This is a genomic window from Bacillus nitratireducens (assembly GCF_001884135.1).
Classification (GTDB): domain Bacteria; phylum Bacillota; class Bacilli; order Bacillales; family Bacillaceae_G; genus Bacillus_A; species Bacillus_A nitratireducens.
The window spans coordinates 107953-126679 of the sequence record NZ_MAOC01000069.1; the positions used below are offsets into that span (position 1 = coordinate 107953).

At 33.4% G+C, this 18727-nt stretch carries 14 protein-coding genes and 6 pseudogenes; 5 read left to right on the forward strand and 15 right to left on the reverse strand.

Annotated features, from left to right (window positions below):
- Positions 1-134 precede the first annotated feature (134 nt).
- The 9 genes and pseudogenes from BAU23_RS18425 to BAU23_RS18465 all read right to left on the reverse strand — a co-directional run bounded on the left by BAU23_RS18425 (position 135) and on the right by BAU23_RS18465 (position 9256).
- Complete coding sequence (locus BAU23_RS18425; protein WP_001017592.1) at positions 135-1622, reverse strand: sodium:solute symporter family protein; 1488 nt, start codon at positions 1620-1622, stop codon at positions 135-137.
- Positions 1619-1819 carry a DUF3311 domain-containing protein gene (locus BAU23_RS18430; protein ID WP_000691319.1) on the reverse strand — a complete coding sequence of 67 codons (201 nt, stop codon included), beginning with the start codon at positions 1817-1819 and terminating at the stop codon, positions 1619-1621. The genes BAU23_RS18425 and BAU23_RS18430 overlap by 4 nt, the downstream gene beginning before the upstream one ends.
- A 12-nt stretch (positions 1820-1831) precedes the next feature.
- A complete protein-coding gene (locus BAU23_RS18435) occupies positions 1832-3019 on the reverse strand; it encodes an amidohydrolase (protein WP_000078118.1) in 1188 nt (395 codons plus the stop codon).
- Between the two features lie 168 nt (positions 3020-3187).
- A complete protein-coding gene (locus BAU23_RS18440) occupies positions 3188-4486 on the reverse strand; it encodes a helix-turn-helix domain-containing protein (RefSeq protein WP_000276611.1) in 1299 nt (432 codons plus the stop codon).
- A 655-nt stretch (positions 4487-5141) separates the two neighbouring features.
- Positions 5142-6956 carry an acyltransferase family protein gene (locus BAU23_RS18445; protein WP_071734962.1) on the reverse strand — a complete coding sequence of 605 codons (1815 nt, stop codon included), beginning with the start codon at positions 6954-6956 and terminating at the stop codon, positions 5142-5144.
- A gap of 114 nt (positions 6957-7070) precedes the next feature.
- Positions 7071-7406: pseudogene (locus BAU23_RS18450) on the reverse strand (IS6 family transposase); the annotation flags it as partial.
- Between the two features lie 303 nt (positions 7407-7709).
- The gene (locus BAU23_RS18455) at positions 7710-8450 is read right to left on the reverse strand and encodes a YrrS family protein (RefSeq protein WP_071734963.1); all 741 of its coding nucleotides are present in this window, start codon (positions 8448-8450) and stop codon (positions 7710-7712) included.
- Positions 8451-8676: 226 nt separating this feature from the next.
- Positions 8677-8912: pseudogene (locus BAU23_RS30675) on the reverse strand (sodium:proton symporter); the annotation flags it as partial.
- 155 nt (positions 8913-9067) lie between these two features.
- Positions 9068-9256 (reverse strand): histidine kinase, encoded by a 189-nt coding sequence (locus tag BAU23_RS18465; RefSeq protein ID WP_071734964.1) that lies wholly within the window; start codon positions 9254-9256, stop codon positions 9068-9070.
- Positions 9257-9507: 251 nt separating this feature from the next.
- Here BAU23_RS18465 and BAU23_RS18470 point away from each other — a divergent pair, with 251 nt between their 5' ends.
- Positions 9508-10908: a zinc dependent phospholipase C family protein gene (locus BAU23_RS18470; protein WP_071734965.1), complete on the forward strand. Its 1401-nt coding sequence runs from the start codon at positions 9508-9510 to the stop codon at positions 10906-10908.
- Between the two features lie 144 nt (positions 10909-11052).
- Positions 11053-11238: pseudogene (locus BAU23_RS18475) on the forward strand (CDP-alcohol phosphatidyltransferase family protein); the annotation flags it as partial.
- A gap of 13 nt (positions 11239-11251) precedes the next feature.
- Here BAU23_RS18475 and BAU23_RS18480 read toward each other — a convergent pair.
- From BAU23_RS18480 to BAU23_RS18495, 4 genes and pseudogenes are all read right to left on the reverse strand, one after another.
- A pseudogene (locus BAU23_RS18480) lies at positions 11252-11491 on the reverse strand (DDE-type integrase/transposase/recombinase); the annotation flags it as partial.
- A 23-nt stretch (positions 11492-11514) separates the two neighbouring features.
- Complete coding sequence (locus BAU23_RS18485) at positions 11515-12009, reverse strand: hypothetical protein (RefSeq protein WP_071734967.1); 495 nt, start codon at positions 12007-12009, stop codon at positions 11515-11517.
- A gap of 53 nt (positions 12010-12062) precedes the next feature.
- Positions 12063-12461: pseudogene (locus BAU23_RS18490) on the reverse strand (collagen-like protein).
- A gap of 308 nt (positions 12462-12769) precedes the next feature.
- Positions 12770-13003, reverse strand: a pseudogene (locus tag BAU23_RS18495) (IS4 family transposase); the annotation flags it as partial.
- A 669-nt stretch (positions 13004-13672) separates the two neighbouring features.
- Here BAU23_RS18495 and BAU23_RS18500 point away from each other — a divergent pair.
- A complete protein-coding gene (locus tag BAU23_RS18500; protein WP_000792295.1) occupies positions 13673-14314 on the forward strand; it encodes a lysozyme family protein in 642 nt (213 codons plus the stop codon).
- Positions 14315-14707: 393 nt separating this feature from the next.
- On the opposite strand, the gene BAU23_RS18505 is transcribed toward BAU23_RS18500, so the two are convergent.
- Together BAU23_RS18505 and BAU23_RS18510 are read right to left on the reverse strand one after the other, a co-directional pair.
- Complete coding sequence (locus BAU23_RS18505; protein WP_000383520.1) at positions 14708-14992, reverse strand: hypothetical protein; 285 nt, start codon at positions 14990-14992, stop codon at positions 14708-14710.
- 587 nt (positions 14993-15579) lie between these two features.
- Positions 15580-16611: a hypothetical protein gene (locus BAU23_RS18510; RefSeq protein ID WP_000668249.1), complete on the reverse strand. Its 1032-nt coding sequence runs from the start codon at positions 16609-16611 to the stop codon at positions 15580-15582.
- Positions 16612-17443: 832 nt separating this feature from the next.
- Here BAU23_RS18510 and BAU23_RS30680 point away from each other — a divergent pair.
- Positions 17444-17638, forward strand: a complete 195-nt coding sequence (locus BAU23_RS30680) for a hypothetical protein (RefSeq protein ID WP_240514179.1) — start codon at positions 17444-17446, stop codon at positions 17636-17638.
- A 53-nt stretch (positions 17639-17691) separates the two neighbouring features.
- Positions 17692-18519 (forward strand): DUF5105 domain-containing protein, encoded by an 828-nt coding sequence (locus BAU23_RS18515; RefSeq protein ID WP_016129857.1) that lies wholly within the window; start codon positions 17692-17694, stop codon positions 18517-18519.
- The last annotated feature ends 208 nt before the right edge of the window (positions 18520-18727 follow it).

An 18727-nucleotide genomic window follows, 5' to 3' on the forward strand; every position in this document is an offset into this window, starting at 1 on the left:
CTAGAGTTTTTGCACCAGAACCGTATTTACTATCTTAACGTTTTTACTCTTGTATCTATCTAGCACTAAAAAAGTCCCCAATCTAACTTAGGGACTTTTTCGATATATTTACAGGGATTACCTTTTCTATTAAATTAGATCTTACTCTCTATTACAGTTGTCTTGTCCCGATGAACATTTGAAATATTTTTGGTCATCAAACTGACTATTACTAAAACTACAATATTCACAAATAAAGCGATAATTCCTTCATTCAAATCTTTAATTACCTGAGGAAAATCAGGGAATATTTTGCCAATACCGAGGTTTCCTAAGTCCATAATTGAGACTAACAATCCGCCTGTAATAATCCCAGCAAAAGCCCCTTGTTTAGTCACAAAGTTCTTTCTCATCAAACTCGCAAAAAATGCTGGAGCGAGTTGCGTAATGAAATTATAAGCAATTAGAGCTAGACTAAACAGGGTATTCCCTCCTTTAAAGGTCAAGTAAATTCCCACAAGAGAAATAAACGGAACTAAGTATTTTACCAATTTTCCAAGCTGTTTTTCCGTTACAGATGGATTAAATACTTGATATATATTTTTGGCAAGCAATGTTGATATTGCCATTAATAATAATGAACTTGGTACTAGTGCTGCTAACACTCCCGCTCCGCCAATTACCCCAACAAACCACGGATCAAAAGCTTGTTTAGACAGTTGCAGCAAAATAGAATCAATATCACTACCTCTTAATCCTGGCATCCGTAAGATTGCAGCAAATCCGACGAAAAAGGCAAATAGTAAAATTAATTGATACATTGGCATTAAAATTGCATTTTTTCGTAATGCTTTTTCACTTGATGCAGCAAAAATGGGGGAAAAACCATGTGGCCACATATAAAATCCAATAGAACTTAATATTACCGTCGATATATACCATGATATACTCATTCCCTGTTCAGGTAGTATGGTAAAGTTCGGTTTTACTTTTTCAATTGCCTCATACATAGGTTGAATCCCACCATAATAATGAGTAGGAAAATAAATCCCTAAAAATACGACAATCCCAAGAATCAGAATATCCTTTAGGATCGATGTTTGTGCAGAGCCATGAATACCGGAAACCATTACAAAAATAGTTACCCCTATCGCTCCAAACCAAATGGCTGTTGTAGAAGATATGGCACCGTAAGATGTTGCAGAAACGATATATCCTAGTCCCTTCAATTGCAGCACTAAATAGCATGTACAGGCTATAACACCAATAACTGCAACAAGTACCCCAAGATAAGGACTTTGATATTTTTTAACAAAAAAGTCCGATTGTGAAACTAAATTATGTTTCTTTGCATACCTCCAAATAACAGGAAAGGTCCAGTAGGAGATTACTGTTGCTAAACAACCGTATGTTATAATACTAAAGATAGAGCCTCCCTCCCCATAAGCTGAACCACTTGCCCCTAAAAAGGTAAAGGTAGTATACATTTCGCCTGCAGACAGAAGGAAAATCAACAGGGCTCCCATTCCACGACCTCCAACCGACCATTGCTCTAAATCCATTTCTTGTCCTTTTTTAGCACGAATACTAATCAAAATGGGGATGACGAAAAAACATAAAATGAAAAACACGGCAATATTCATTTTGAATCCCCTTTCTGGTTAACAGGATCTATTTTATAAATAATCGCTAAGATAGCTGTGGTTATAAGTGACCAGAGTACAATCCAAAAGTGGAAGAATGGCATTCCAAAAACATAAGGACTCACCTTATTTGTAAATAAAGCACCTGCAATAAATCCCAAAAATGGAATAATGCTAAGCCAATGTATGATTTTCATACTTTTATCCCCCTAATACGCTAGGTTTAACATCTTATAAGTACCGTGCACAAATAACTGTACTCCATATTGTAAAGCTTGTTCATCAATAGTAAATTTTGGATGATGGTGAGGATAGATAATTCCTTTTTCTTCATTACGAGCCCCTATAAAAATATAAGATGCTGGAGTCATATGTTGATAGGCAGAGAAATCTTCACTCCCCATAATTGGTTTTAAAATCTCTCGATTGTTTTCACTAAATATTTCACATACTGTCTCATCCATCAATCTTGTTACTTCTTCATTATTTATAGTCGGAGCATAGCCAAACTGATAATTGAATTCATATGTAGCTCCATGCGCTTCTGTAATTCCTTTTACTATTCGTTCGATAAAAGTTGGAACCTTTTCTCTCAGTTCCGGATTAAAACTTCTAACAGATCCCCCAATACTTATCTTATCTGGGATAACATTAATCGCACCTCCCGCATTAAACTGAGTCACTGAAATTACAAGCGTTTCCTGAGCATCTCGATATCTCGAAACAATGTGTTGGAGATTGGTAACAACCTGAGTCCCAATTACAATGGGGTCAATGGTTAATTCAGGTTGCGATGCGTGTCCTCCTTCACCCAACACCTTAATATTAAAAGTATCTGCTCCAGCCATCATTGGACCGTAACTCAAGCCAATCTTCCCCAAAGGAAGCGCCGACGAAAGATGACTTCCAATAATCATATCTACTCCATTTAGCACACCAGCTTGCACTAGTTCTTGAGCACCACCAGGTGGGAGTTCTTCAGCGTGTTGAAATATAAAACGCACCTCCCCTTCAATTTGATTTTTTAATTGTGTAAGAACCCATGCCGTACCCAGTAGTATTGCCGTATGTCCATCATGTCCACAAGCATGCATTACGCCTATCTTCTGTGACACAAAATCAAAATCATTCTCCTCCACAATTGGAAGCGCATCCATATCTGCTCTTAATGCAATTACCTTTCCTGGTTGATTACCAATTAAGCGGGCCATAACACTTGTTTTTGTCGGGCGCGAAATTTCTAAATTACCAAAAGTTTGTAGCGTTTCAAAAACAAATTGTGCAGTATTTTCTTCTTGAAATGATAGTTCAGGGTATTTGTGTAAATGTCTCCTCCATCTAACAACTTCGCCTTGAATATTTTCAATTAAATTATGAATTCTTTCTATTTGAGACACATATTTCAGCTCCTTTTCAATTTAAATTTCATTAGAAATTTTATTTTCGGTTCATTTAAGGAAAAAATTCCTTAAATGAAGTATATTAGTTATTTTTATAAATTTCAATATTTTCAGACGAATAAATATTATATTCATTACAAAACAAATAAGCACCCTAATGGATGCTTATAACAATCGATAAATTTTACTTGGTCTTCCACGTGTAGCATAGGTCTCTTGACCAATACATTGTGCCAAATCAACTTCACACATATCCGTAACAATACGTCTCACATTCCGTTCTGTCATCTCAAGATGTGCCGCTAATTCCTTTGTTGTGAAGCAACTCCATTTCATTTTATCTATAAGGGCCGATATTTTTTTGTACGTTTTCACACTGATATTCCCTTTTTTTAATTTCTCTAAAAGGACTTCACTTTGGGTACGACTTGTAAAGCATAATTCTTTTTTATCACCCGGCGATTCAACAATTTTACCATCATCTTGAACGATTACAATCCCACGCTTCTTCATTCCCTTAGAATGCTGAATTGCACGAAAAGCATTAATTTCTGCCGAATATGCAGTCTCACCAAAGCCAATTCCAACGGCAACAGTTGTATCTGCTTCAAACGCTAATTTCTGAACGGCATCTTGCAGCATCTGTATTTCTCTTTCGATTGCGCCACGAGAACTAAAAATCATATATCTACCGTTTCCCTTATCTGAAAAAGACCCTTTAATTGTTTCACCAAGCTGAATCAATATTTCTTTCAATCTAATCTCCAAATATTGCAAATGATATGGAGTCTTCATTTCCTCCGCAACTTTATTAAAATACTCAATTTCAATGATTTCGACACCGATTTGTGCATCTTTAAAATAGGAGGCTTTTACTTTCTCAGAAAGTATTCTAAGCGTCTGTCGAATTTCCATCTTACTCATCGACATCTTGTAAGATGGGATTCCATGCTCTCTTAGAGAATCACATACTGATGGGAAACAAGTTAAGGCTCCTGATGTTTTACCTTTTTCCCATAAATCCATATGAAAATTCAATAATTCCTCCATATCAATATCCAAATCAAATACTTTCGTATAAATCTGTGGTTTCTTTATATGTAACTGTGATAAAGCTTCTTCACTAATATTATTTAAAGACATAGTATCGATACTTAGTTTCTCAATAATTCTCCCTTGTTCATAGACCATCTCTAATAGAGATTTATACAAACCTGATTCTGTTGCAGGAACATAAACCATTATTTTATCGGTGCCTATATATTTTTTTGCAATTTCATAGGGAAGTGGCCCTGAAAAAAGCCATGCATGGACATGGGGAACGTGTTCAATTACAATTTGCTCTATCTCCTCTATTTTTTCATAAGTATAAGGGATAAATTCCAAATCATGTTTGAATTCTTCTACCATGCTTAAAATTTGCTCTATAGAACTTTTTAGACCGACTAATCCGATTTTATACATACTATATTCACTGCCTTTACAATATACTCTTGTAGGCTATACCTCACATTTTATAGGATACATATAGTATACTAAAAAACCTAGACTTACGCTTGCCAAACATTCATCTCTCACCTGAAGTTCCTGTTTTATACCTTTACATTTCCCAATAGAGAATCCTTTCTCAAAAGTATTTTTTAGGACTTCAGATATACCTTTTGCATAATCTGGCATACAAGCACATGCAATTCATCTAACTTCTTCCAACAATCTTCAACATCAGCTGACCATTTCCCCCGAGCTATACATGAGATAAAAAGGTGTAAGAAATTAATCTACTAACCTCCTTTCGCCTTCTCTCTTACTCTCTAACAATACCCAATTCTGGTTCGAAAATAAGCCCAAAGAATTAATTAATTCCTTGGGCTTATTTTTAAAGTTAGGAAGCTACATTCTTTCTTTCTATTAATAATTTCACAGAACATGACCATCGACATGTATAGCGAAAGACACTTTTCCTAATCCACAAGATTTCAAAGCCTTCGTCTTGACTCACGTTTAGTAACAGGCATCGAAACCACTCATTATTGATGACTGCAAAAAACTTGTCTTCCTCAACCATAAATCTTTTATATTTCAATTAACTTTGCAACAGAAGTTTATAAAGCATATCGAATTATTGATTCACAGCTTTGACTACAAGTGCTGCGTATGCTTCTGCACCTACTTTGGTTAAATGCACACCATCAGATGCAAAGTAGTCTCTCTTTCCAGCACTTGCTACATACCAATCGACTAGATTTACATTCGGATATTTAGATGCTGTCACTTTCAATCTCTCATTCACGATTGATTCCCACGGACGTGGTACCCTCGTATTAATAAATATCATTTTACGTTCATTTCCAATTAATTCTATTAATGATACAAGTTGCTCCGTAGTAAAGGCTCCATTTGTACCTAACCCAATAATGACATAGTTTCCTAAATTCCCTTCATTTTTTAACTGTTCAACTACAGGAATCGCTTTTGACAGCTGGCGACCAATTTGTGCATCAATCCTAATATCAGGAAAAGCATTTTTTAAATATGGAGCAATATCAATCATAACGGAATCGCCTATCGCTGTAACGTTGGGAGAACTTTTAGGTTGCACAGAATTTACTTCTTTTGATTCTTCTTGATTTTTGGGCGTCTCTTGAGCTGGATTTTCCCGAATTGCAACTGGATGTTTCGCTGGTTGTGTTTGTACTGCTTCCACCTTATCTAGTTGAGGATTCTCCTTAGCCTTACTAACTTTTGATAACCCAAAAACGGCTATTGACGAAACGAATACTGCACAAATTAAAGCTAACTTAACACTTAAAGCGACATTTTGAAGCCTTAAATTCTTAAATTGAATATTTCGGAGCGCACCTTGTCGGATTGGTTTTTCAATATACTTCCATGAAATTTGCGCAATCATTATAATTAGAATAAATTGAAGAATTGCTCTTATTAGTGAAAAATCTCCAGCATTTACTTTTGGAGTCGTCAATGTAAGAATTGGATAATGCCAAAGATATATGCCATACGACCTTATTCCTATCCAACGTAAAGGTCTAAATCGTAAAAATTGAGCGATACGGCTCGCTGGATGAGCAAGATTTGCCACTAACAATGCTGTTGCAATTGATAAGAGAACCATTCCTCCATTGTATAGAAACGGATCATATTGATTCGTCTTCCAAAACATAAGTAATATAATAATAAGAGCAGTTCCTCCCACTACATCAAGAATGAGACGCGCCTTTGGAATAATTTTATTTGCAAGCCTATTGCTTGGCCAAATTAAGGCAAGTGCCGCTCCAATAAGTAAGGAAAAGGCCCTCGTATCTGTGCCATAATAAATTCTACTCGGATCAGCTCCAGGTTCATACAAAATTGCCATCGCTAAAGCTGAAGCAACAGCTCCCAGACAAATCAATAAAATCATACGGGATTGTTTTTTTATGTGGTAAAGTCCTAAACTAATGATAAACGGCCAGACAACATAGAATTGTTCCTCAACTGCTAACGACCAAAAATGATTCAATGGAGAAAGCTGGTTAAAATTATCAAAGTACGATAATTTATGATAAATATACCACCAGTTACTAACATAAAATAACGCCGCTAATGAATCTCCACGCATTTTCTCAAGTAAAGAGCTATGAAAAATCGTAATCCAGGCCAACGTTATAACGAGCATAACAAACATTGCTGGAAGCAATCTCCTTGCCCTACTAAGCCAGAATTTCTTCAAATCAATTCTCTTATTTCTCTTCCACTCCATCGCTAGAATATCTGTAATTAAATAACCTGAGAGTACAAAAAATACAGTAACCCCTAAAAATCCTCCAGGCATCCAATTAAAATTAATATGATACAAAATAACACCTAGTATAGCTAGGCCCCTTAGACTGTCCAATCCAACCATATAACGACTATTTTTTTCAAAAGGTTTAGTCACCTACAATCACCTCTATTTCTTGGAAATTAGGTAAATAATAGCGGTATAATATGCTATTAATTTCCCGCCTACTCACTTCGCGTTCCTTGAGGAAGGATTCTTCTTGGCTAAAATGATAAAACGATGATTTTGTTCTACTATGTTAATTAAATATTTTATCCTTCGGGTTTTGGTGCCCATTGATATCCTTTTTTCTTCCTTCAACTGTTCGATAGCAATTGGATAAGCAGGACTCTTATCGCCTGTTATAACACGAGGCTTTGAAACATGAAAAGACTGCAAAGCTTTCTTGAAAAAGCACTTTGCAGCCTTATAATTTCTAGATTTACTCAAATAAAAGTCAATCGTGTTTCCTTCAGAATCAACGGCACAATATAAATACATCCACCGTCCTTTTATTTTTATGTATGTTTCGTCCACTCTCCATGAGTTATTCATTCGTTTGAGATGACGCCAAATTCATGCTATCGGTAAAATGATATATGTTGTAAAGAACAAGACACTAAAACATCTGAACACGAACCTATACGGTCTGTCGTAAGTGTGGTGATGGCACACCCCAACCTTGCACGTCAGCGATACCAGAAATGGAATTCGCCTTTGGTAGCAAGAATCCTACTGATGTTAGTCAGCTTGCCCCTTTAGGCATGAGAGTGTCAACTCAAACATCATATAGAACCAAGTTTATTTTATCTAGACTATAATAGCTTAGTCGCTCACAACAAGAGAGGAGAGCATTTACATTTTGCTTATTTATTTTACCACTTGAACAGATACTGGTTTCCAGCCCTGATTCTCTACCCAATCAATATCAATCTTATATTTTTTATTACTTTGCTTATCTCGTACATTACCGTAGGCTTTATTATTACCATTATTCCCAATAAAATCAAAAATCAATTGACTCTCTGGAACATCAACAGCATAAGAAATTGCTTTTTTCATCTCATTCCAATCTACTGTTCCTTCTTTAAATTGCATTGCAGGTTTTGCTCCTTGCTCTGTACCAATTGCCTTCCAAGAAGAATTAGTTTGAGAACCCTTTTCTTGAGATATCGTTTTTTCTCCCTCTTTATTTTCATTTTCGTTCGTTTTTACAGGTTCTTCTATTTTTTGTTTCTCTTCTAAATGTGCTGTTTCTTTATCTTCGTTTTTCTTTTCTTCTACCTTTGTCGCCTTTTTATCTTCGTTCTCCTTCTCTTCTATCTTTGCTGCTTCTTTATCTTCGTTCTTCTTCTCTTCTATCTTTGCTGCTTCTTTATCTTCGTTTTTCTTTTCTTCTATCTTTGCTGCTTCTTTATCTTCGTTCTTCTTCTCTTCTATCTTTGTTACTTTCTTTTCTTGAGCAATTGCTTTCTTTGATGTATCAGAAGTGAAAAACAACTGATACGTCACTATGCCAACTGTTACTATTACCACACTAAATGCGATATTAAATATCCCCTTATTACGACGATTTTGTTGTTTTGCTTGAAACCTGCTTCCTTGTCCCATTTTTCAAACCTCCGTGTTTATTTTCGCAACTAATCTTTACGTATTCTTCCTAAGAATCTTAATATTTTTATTAAATAATGAAAATATTAAGGTTTGTGCGTTTTCAAGTATCTGATATATGTTATTCAAAAATAGTTTAATAAATTAAAGATTAATAAGCCTCTTCTTCACCGATTTATAATTTTTAAAATCAACTGCCCTCTTTAGTTTGCGCTTTCTAATGGATATGCCGTGAAACCAAAAGAGATTTCATCTTCTTTTCAGAATAACTTTCGTCACTAGGGAATTCTATTATTCCTAATCTAACCTTTAATTCGCTTTCATGACAAAACGATTCTTTATGAAGCCCCCTTATCTTTTGTATAAAGCGCTTTTATTTTTTTCAACATAGAGCAATATTTCTTTGTTTATAACCTTCTTAAAAGCTTCTTCTCTACTGTAAAAGTCTTTTAAACTATACAATCCATATCATTTAATATGTAACGTTTCTATTAATTACACCTCGTTTTCCAGATAATAACGTTATTTCTGAATGTTTGATTTATTATGAATACACATTCCTACTTACTTGAATTATAAATTGCGCTTATCTATAATACATTTTATTATTAATAACTTCAATAATGAATATGTACATATTTCTTTTTATAACTCAACTCCTTCAAATCGTATTTTTCTAGAGTTTGCTGCAATTCATTTTGTTCATATGGAATATGTTTATCTGTCTGTACATCTTCAACATCTCCTCCACCTGCTAATAATCTCTTGTACTTAAAAGAGTGCCCTGTTAATAATGGTGTAATCATTTTGTATGGCCTTCCTTTTGTTTGATTACTTGTATCATAAACAAGTATCTGAAGTTGATATGTAGTCTACTTTACTGATAAAACTAACAAATAAATAAGGAAACCTACATGTTCGTAATAGTGATTTTTAAATTATATATATTCATATGAATTTATTAATATGTAATATTGCATATTAGGGGTTGCCTGTATCTTTATGATATTGCTGTATTTATAATACTTATATCTTCATGCTTAGAAAGGAATAAAAAATGAAAAAAATCACATCAACACTATGTATAGCCGGAATGACTTTAACTATTTTAGGAGTAGCTCCTCAAAGTAGTTTTGCTCATCTCGATCAAATTGATTTAACTGAGAATGATCCTATTACCGCTCGATGGTCTGCAGAAGCTCCGTATCATTCTGATAAAAGTACACATTTATGGATTGCAAAACAAGCTATTGAAATTATGAAAACAGAATCTAATGTTGAAGCAAATAAGCAGGCTGTGGACTTCTTAAATTATCCGCAATATAAAGATCTATTTTCTAAAGGATTATATGATGCAGATTATAATGCAGAATTTAACGATGGTGGAACGGGAATAGGCGGCGTTTTTAAAGGTGGATGGAAATCCCATTTTTATGATCCTGATACTAAAGAAAATTATAGAGGAGAAACAAATCCAACGGCCCTTACACAAGGCAAGCAATACTTTTATGAATCTGGAGAACATTTACGAAATAAAGACTATGAAAAAGCTTTCTATTACTTAGGGATAGCCACGCACTACTTTACAGATGCGACACAACCTATGCATGCAGCAAATTTTACCGCAATTGATACGAGAGCTATAAAATATCATAGCTATTTTGAAAATTATATTACAACCATTCAAGATCAATTTGCAGTCACTACTGGAGGGAATTATAACGACTCTCTATCTACACCTGAAGAATGGATTGATTATGCAGCCCGAGTAGCTAAACCTGAAATTCAAAATATCGCTAATGATAAAACATTTGAGTATTACAATAGCGGTAAGGCGCAATTGTGGCAAGAAATGGTTACCCCAGCTGTGCAGCGAAGCTTAGGAGAATCTCAGCGTAATACAGCAGGTTTCCTAAATCTTTGGTTTAAAACGTTTACTAAAAATGTGCAAGCTCCAAGTTTAGAAACTGCACAAATCTATGATATAGCAGGAAATGTTATAGAAGCAGGGAAAAACTATTATATCGTACCAAGTGAATCTCCTTTTCAAGGTCTAACGTTTGAATGGTATGTAGCAAATCGTTACGATTATGTTTTACTTGCAAATAATAAGAACAATGCTTTATCTGGTACACCTATAGAATTTGTATTTTACAAAGATAATGATGCAAAGCTACACCACGGTGAAAGCGTATACCTTCGCATGAAGCATTCTAATTATGATCAATATCAATATTTAAATTGGTCCAAATATTCTATTTGGGTTCACCTTGCTAAGAAATCTGATAGTTTAGCAGACTTTAAAATTCAAATTAACCCGGATAACCCTACAGAATATAATATTTTTACAGATGGTTATCCATTAAATTATGAGAATATAAATGCAGAGAAAAGTTGGATTGTACTAGGTGAAAAAACACAAAAACCTAGTACATGGAAGTTTGTACCTTTCAGATAACCTAAACACACTCGTTCCTAATCAGAACGAGTGTGTTTTTTGTTTTGAGGTATTTGTTTTTCTTAAGTTGATGGATGTGGGATCACCATACATGCCCATCAACTTAAGAACGGAAACAGTTTGATCAACTTAGGGGGAACAACCTTGTTCAATCAGATGGTAAAAGCTGTACCGAATTTATTTGCGATTGGAAATTTATTGGGCGGTGTTTTTTCAATTACCATGAATATGAGTGACTACTTGGGAGTAGCCTTCATTTTAATTTTCTTTTCAGCTGTTTTTGATCTTCTTGATGGAAAGATTGCGAGAAAATTAAAAGTGAACAGTAAATAAGGAACAAGGTTTAAGCATTAGCTAGTAATTGTTGAAGTTCATTGTACATTGAAAAGGCGGAGTCTCTTTGAAGACTTCGCCTTTGTTTATATAGGGCATGAATGGTCTCGATACCTTTTATCGTACGTGAAGCATGACTAAGATTTTGAAATCCTGCAGATTTGGCAAAACGTCTCTTTACATGCCAATGATCCTGTTCAATAAGATGGCTTAAATTTTTGAGTCTACAATGGATTGTAGTTTGATAAACCGAGAGACCCTTTAGAATAGAAATCACTTTTGACACAAAACAATGATTCTATATGGTGTAGTTTGAGCTGGTATACTCATTGTTGTAAAACCATAAATAGCTATTAAATTTCGATTTACAAGATTACCTGTGAAGATTTGACCATTTGTTAATAAAATTTGAGTAGAAGGAGAAATATTTAATTTTAATTTTCCATCACTACTCTCCAACTGTTCATTAAAATAGTCTACTTTTACATTTTGATGGGGTGTATATTTTGCCATAACAATCGCTTGAAATTGTGGTGGGAAAATGAGAGGCGCAGGGACGTTGGCATCGTAAAACCCAGTTACTTTATCTCCTACTACTACCGTTGCAAAGTCGATAAAATACGTATTTGGTTTCACTACAAAATTTATTAGATTCCCATAACCATTATCTACGGACATTAATTTATTACATCCTATATCTTCGTTTGATCCTGTTACAAAATCGTTAATCATAGTTATTGTACCTTCAAATGATTGAAATTTTTTCATTCAAATACCTCTTTTGTTTATATAATTAAACCTCTATCGTTACTCTATAATTTTTAAAAACATGTAAATAAAATAATCCTTCTCGTATCAATTCCAAAAATAACCCAAAACCTACCGTTCCATCTAAAACCAGCAACAGACCTTGGTCCTACAAAAATTGGGAAATACCAAAACTGTTCACCATTACTAAGCCATATATAAGTATTTCGAAATAAACATAATGCAATTGCTCCTGAATCAACAGCAAATGGTGAAGCTGTTGATTGTTGAGGAATAAATGATGGGGGAGGAGATGTTGGAGCTTGTGAACTTTGCTGTCCTGGAAAACTTGGTGCACCCGGAAAACCTGGTCCTCAGATTCCAGGTATACCTGGAATCTGAGGACCAGGGAATTGACGATCGAAGTATTGATCATAATTTATATAAGGATAATATATTGACTCATTATACATTTAAAAGTCACCTCTTTATTTTTAAAACCTTCTAAATTATTAATATGTAATGTTGTTCGTATAGGATGCTTATTCGCTTCCTATACGAACAATATTTTAAACAAAACAAATATCAAACAGGAAAGTATACCCCTGCCCTTTGTTTTTCGGTATGAAGTAATGATATAAAATTTTTGTTTTGGGGATACTTCAAAATATTAGCCTGATGGGCATGGGGGACCGCCACATACCCATCAAGCTAAAGATGGGTATTCCATGAACTTCCGTTCTTGATGCCCACATGCTTGATATTTTTTTATTTGTTTTTAAAGTTTTCTTTTGATTAAAAGGGAAAATACACGCTGTAAAAATAAAACAGCACATCGGTTAAAACGTTGATTAAGTCTTTCTGAACTCATAATTGTAGCTGTATTTGCACAAAGCTGACTACATAATCGAGTAAGAGAATCGCTTGCTACATGTTGACTAATCCAGATACATAAAGCAGCTAAATCTTTTGCGCCATACTTACTTTTACGTTTTACAAAACCTGTCTCTTGTGCAAAAGGTTATCTTAGTTGATTCACCGCAATACAAAATCCACAATAATTGAGGGCAAACGTTTTATGTTACAGCTAGTAATGGATATATAATTGTACTCTAATAAAACAATCAACCGCTAGAGATAGTATAGTGAAAAATCGAATAATTTAATACCATTGCGGGGCAAAACTTTATAGAAGAGCAGTAAAATAAATAACCGGTTTCTTAAGATACAGGGAACAGGTTATTCTGTGCCAAAACGTATAATTTTCTTTTTGAGCTGGTGCCTCTTCTTCGTTGACTACCTAAAAACAAGCCGAAAAATTTACATCTGGATGTGAATTTTTCGGCTTGTTTTTGAATTGAAGAAATAATAATAAAACTCTATTTTGTTATTATTTTTGACAGTTTACTATATAGCAAGGTAGGAGATAAATAATTTGAATCCTAGACATGGTCTGTTAATCTCCCCTTTATACCAATATCCTTTTAAATTACTCTAATAAATGAACTTTATTTTATTTTTATCTTATCTTTACCTTATCTTTAAAATTTTATATTAAACTTTACATCTAAAAGAAAAGATTTCGAGTCTAAAAAAGCAGGGGTAAAGGTGATTATTGCATCTTTTATAAATAACCAACCACCACCATTGAAAATGCAATTTTTTATACAAGGAGGAGTAATATATGAAGAATAAGAGTAAAAAACAAGTTATTATATTATTTTTTATTAGTATTTTAGGTTTAGGAACAATCATTGGGATACTATATTTTAATCATAAAACTAATATTCATAGAAATAAAGCGCTCGCTACCGAAGAACGTTTATTGCAATATGAGCCCATTATGAAAAAAGAATTAGAAAAATATAATTTAGGAGAAAAAACAGCACTTTTGTTAGGAATTATGTACCAAGAGAGTAGAGGTGAGGGCAACGACCCTATGCAGTCCTCTGAATCACTTGGATTAAAGCCAAATGAAATACAAGAGATAAACTTGAGCATTAAACAAGGGGTAAAGCACTTTGCTCAAATGTACAAATATGGAACAGAAAAAGGTGTTAGCATGGATACAATTATTCAAAGCTATAATATGGGACCAGGGTATATTGATTTTATTTCCAGTCAAGAGGCTAAACAACACTCAGACGATTCGGCTAAAAAGTTTTCTAAGATGAAAGTTGATCAGAATCCAGACATATACACTTGTGGTGGAAATAAACAAAATTTTAGGTATCCATATTGTTATGGTGATTTCACATATACAACAAAGGTGAATGAAAAAACAAAACTTATTGAAGAACTTCTCCAAAAAAAAATTAAAATATAATTCGAAAGGTTTTAATGCAAGAACTTAAAGTTACGTGTAAGAAATCTATTAAATTAGGTCGTATTTATCCTCGTATTCTAAAAATAGTATGATTACATACCCATTAGGCTAAGATAAGTTTGGATTAATATAACAAAAACGTTATTCTTTCAAATTTATCTTATCTAGAAAGAATAACGTTTTTTTACTTTTTGGAGTAGTTTTATATCCTTAAGTTGATAGAAATGTAAGATGCACTTAATAGGTTCTTTGACAGGGATATTAATCTTTATTACTCTGATGGAATGTTTTCTTGAACTAATTCCAGTTCCAACTCATTTTTTGTTTCACTCTTTTTAAATTTATATTGTGTCCCAATTTCAGATTCACTGAACTAATTCAAGAGATCTCCCCCTATCCACCAAAGAAATGATATTCGTATTGTCCATTCATACCATCTTTGACAGCTATAATATTAGTAAGCTTGTAGTTAAGTGAACCATCCCCGTAGTAAACCTCTACTAATACCTGTTCTCGTGACCAAAGAGCATCATAGTACTTTTTAACTCTTTCGTCAGTTCTAATAATAAACCCATCTGCAGTAGACATTTGCTCCTGATAATTCAAAGTTTTTGCTTCAATAAATGAAAGTTCTTCACTATCAACAAAAATCTTTTCAATTTCTTTCGTCACATCCATATAACCTCATCCCCTTTCCTCCAGAATACCATATAAATAATCGTTGACTTAAGGGACAAATTTAAAAGATCAGCTTAAAACCAAGCCGACCTTTAGGAGAACCCTACCGATTTTTTTCCTTTAACTCTTATCCCTTCCCCTATTATGCAACTAGATTGTTAGGCTATTCGAAAAAATTTATCTATTTTATTAAACCGGTCACATTTGCTCATACTAAGATTGTAAACACTTATACTAGGATCTGAGCACGTACCAATCTTGGAAAACAACCGTACACGTTGTGTCGTCATCCCCGAAAGCAATGAATGATGTATATAAAGTGAAGTGTAAAATAAATGAAACGTATTAGTAAATCATTCATGACGTACAGGTGATATAAGTCAGAAATAAGATAAATTAAAGTGAGTTTTCTCCTCACTTTTTTCTTTTGAAGCGTGATGTGAAAATAATTGTAATTCATCAGATACAGAAATAGACATACAAAAACGCCACCCTTTCCTATAATTCTACAGAAAGAATAGCGTATTTTTTGTATTTTATTTTGCTAGTTTGATAGCAATGTGGCTATGCCCATTCTAAGAGGGGCTTTATACTGCAGGTTCTGTTGGAGCTGGTTGAACAGGAGTTACTTCCCCGCCATCCATGTTATCATACCTCATAGATTGATTCATAAATTCACCAATCATTTTTTGTAACTCATCCATTGGGACAATGTTCTTTTCAGAAGTATCGAATGTGAATTTGATTGGTTTATCGATAGATTTAATATCAGAATTAATATTCATATCAAATTTAATTGTTTCTTTTTCGTCTTTAGAATTTTTTGCTTCGACATGAATTGCTGCATCCTGTTTTTTAATCGTTGTTCCATCCATTGTATAAATTAAAGAAATAGATGATTTATCAAGATTCGCATCTTTTAATTTTTTCTTAAAGTCTGCAATTTCTTGTTTTGTTCCAGTGAAGTTTTTCATTGTAGACATTTCATCAAATACCTTTTCAATCACTGTTTTTAAATCTTTACCTGTTAATTTCACAGTATATACATCTTTTTCTTTTGTAAATTTGTCTTCAGGAAGTGCTTTGATTGCATCTAATAACGCTTTCTGTACTTTCTCTTGGATTTCCACAGATTCTTTTGTATCCACTTCTCCTAAATCTTTCATATCCATTTTGATAACTTTTCCTTCTAGAGTAGAAAAACTATCACCAGGAACGCCAGCTAATTGTAATAGTGATTTTACATTATTCGCTTTTACATATAAAGCCTTTTTCCCTTCATCCATAAACATTGGAATCGATATATCCATTTTCATTCCATCTGTTTTAATATTTGCACCAATTGTTATTTCATCTTTTTTTGCATCTTTATCTGTTTTTGAATCAACTGTAAATGATATGTTTTTTAACATATCAATTGCCGCTTTATCTTCTGTTTCCATATCTTTCGGATTAGAATCGAATTTAAAAGAAATTGAACCGCTTGATTCCATTTGTTTTGCATTTAAAATGTTTTCTGTTGAAGAAACAACTGTTTCTTTTGCAGATTTTCCACACGCAGATAAAGCAAAAAGACTTAAACTTGCTGCAACAACTAATCCTATTTTACCAAACTTCATAAAATCACCCTTTCAACTCATTAACATATCAATCATAGCATGAAAAATAAAAAATAGTAATATTTGGATAGAAAAATATTACTACTCAGCTACCTTCTTGATTTGAGGGTTTCTTATTTTCTGTATCTTTTAGGTTTCCCTTTTTTCCGTTAACACTTGAATTATCAAGGTTAGGAGGTGAAATATCAGGTAAACTAATCGGTCAAAACATAGAGGTGAAAATGCTTGTATCATCCATTGTATTAGAAAAAGAAGGTGCTTTCGGACAGAACCATGTACCAACAATGCGGAATGAAAAAAACTACCTACTAATAAACGGATTTCAGTGAAATTACTTTCTTTATTCAATAAAACAAATGATTATAAGCGGATAAAAGAAAAATTAATAGGCAAAACATTAACATTTGTACCCGACCATCCCATAGTCATCAGGCTAAGATTTTAAGGTATCTCCTAAATGGAAATTTTGGGTTTTTTATAGCACCGAAGTTCATTTTTATCATTTTGGGGAAGAATGTGTTTCTTAACTTGATAGCGATGGGGCGGGACACCATATTGAGGAATCTGTTTTAAGATAATTTTTCCACGAAACTAAAACTTCCCACAATATTCTTCTGTTTTAATTATTACTTTATATCTATTTTAACAAAATCTTAATTGAACTTTTAGCAATAACCACTTCTATGCATGGTTATATGCCCTTGGTCTCCCAAAATGAAAGAGAGTATTATATGGACTTTTTTATTTAAGAATATATGGTTTTAGAAATAACAAGTAGGAATTTATGGTAAAATAGTAAATATTTTCGAATAAAGGAGTGGAGGGGTTTTAATTGAAACTTAGAAAGTTTTTTATGCCTTGTTTTTTATTTATATTCACATTAACTATTGTGACTGGTTGTAGTTCTTCACAAAGTTCCACAGTTGTAAAAAATGGAAAGGCATCTTCGTCTTCGAAGAATGTGGAAATTGAAGTTGAAAATGCTGAGTATGTATTACCATTAAATGGGTTAACAGGGGGGGGATAAGTAAAGATAAAGTATTAAAATCCAAAGTGAGTGTGAAAACTAAAGGGGATGAAATGTTAGAGATATCACCCTATCTCTTTACACTATATCAAGGTGATGAAAAAATGAAGAAATATGATAAGGCTGATTTAGATAAATTACGCTTAATAGAATTAGAACCTGGTAAAAAAGTATCGGGGACCCTATACTACGAAGTGAATAAAGCCTCATCATATGAGCTTGTTTATTCCAATGAGGAAACAAAAAAAAGAGACGAGGAAACAGAAAATGTTTCTTTCAAAATTGATACGAAGGAAATAGAAAAGAATACAAAAGACTTAAATAAACCGGCTGAAGCTCTAATAGCTTATATAAATGCTATTTATTATGATAAAGATGTAGACAAGATTAATAAGTTATCCGGCGAAGATGGCAAGCAATTTACTGAGAATATACTAAAGGAATTTAAAAAAGATGCAACGTCCAGTACGCATAATGAAATTAGTGACCAGGAATTTGAAAGTTATTATAAAAAGTTGAAATCTGCACTACAGGAAAAAGTTACATTTAAAGTAAAATCAGCAGGTTCTTCACCTGAGGAAGATAAAGTTGAAGTAGAATTAAAAGTGAAACCCTTATTATTAAGTGAATTGCAGCCAAAATTAAATAAGGAAAATGAAAGATTGCTAAGAGAAAATCCAGGAATCGAACAGTCTAAATTATTTAGTCAATCGTTTGATTACTTTATATCTATATTACCAGAAGCAAAAGTTTCAGATAAAGAAAAAGTAATAAAAGTTGAGATGGAGCGATACGGAAAAGACCAATGGCGCTTTTCAAAAGATAAAGTAAGCGATGCAGAGGACATAATGGAAATAATGGGAGAATTTTTAAAACAATAGATATAAACGAAAACGAAGTTTGCAACAACCAAACTTCGTTTTTTTCGATGTATAATGAATTGCAACGATTACTAAGGGTTGCATAAAATCCATCTGCAATCATACCAACTTTTTATCTATTAAAAAACTTTGCAACAGAACTCTCTGAATCATCTTTTCCACTTAACTTAGTGTACCATCTCCAATTGCTGCATAATTTTTCTTTCTA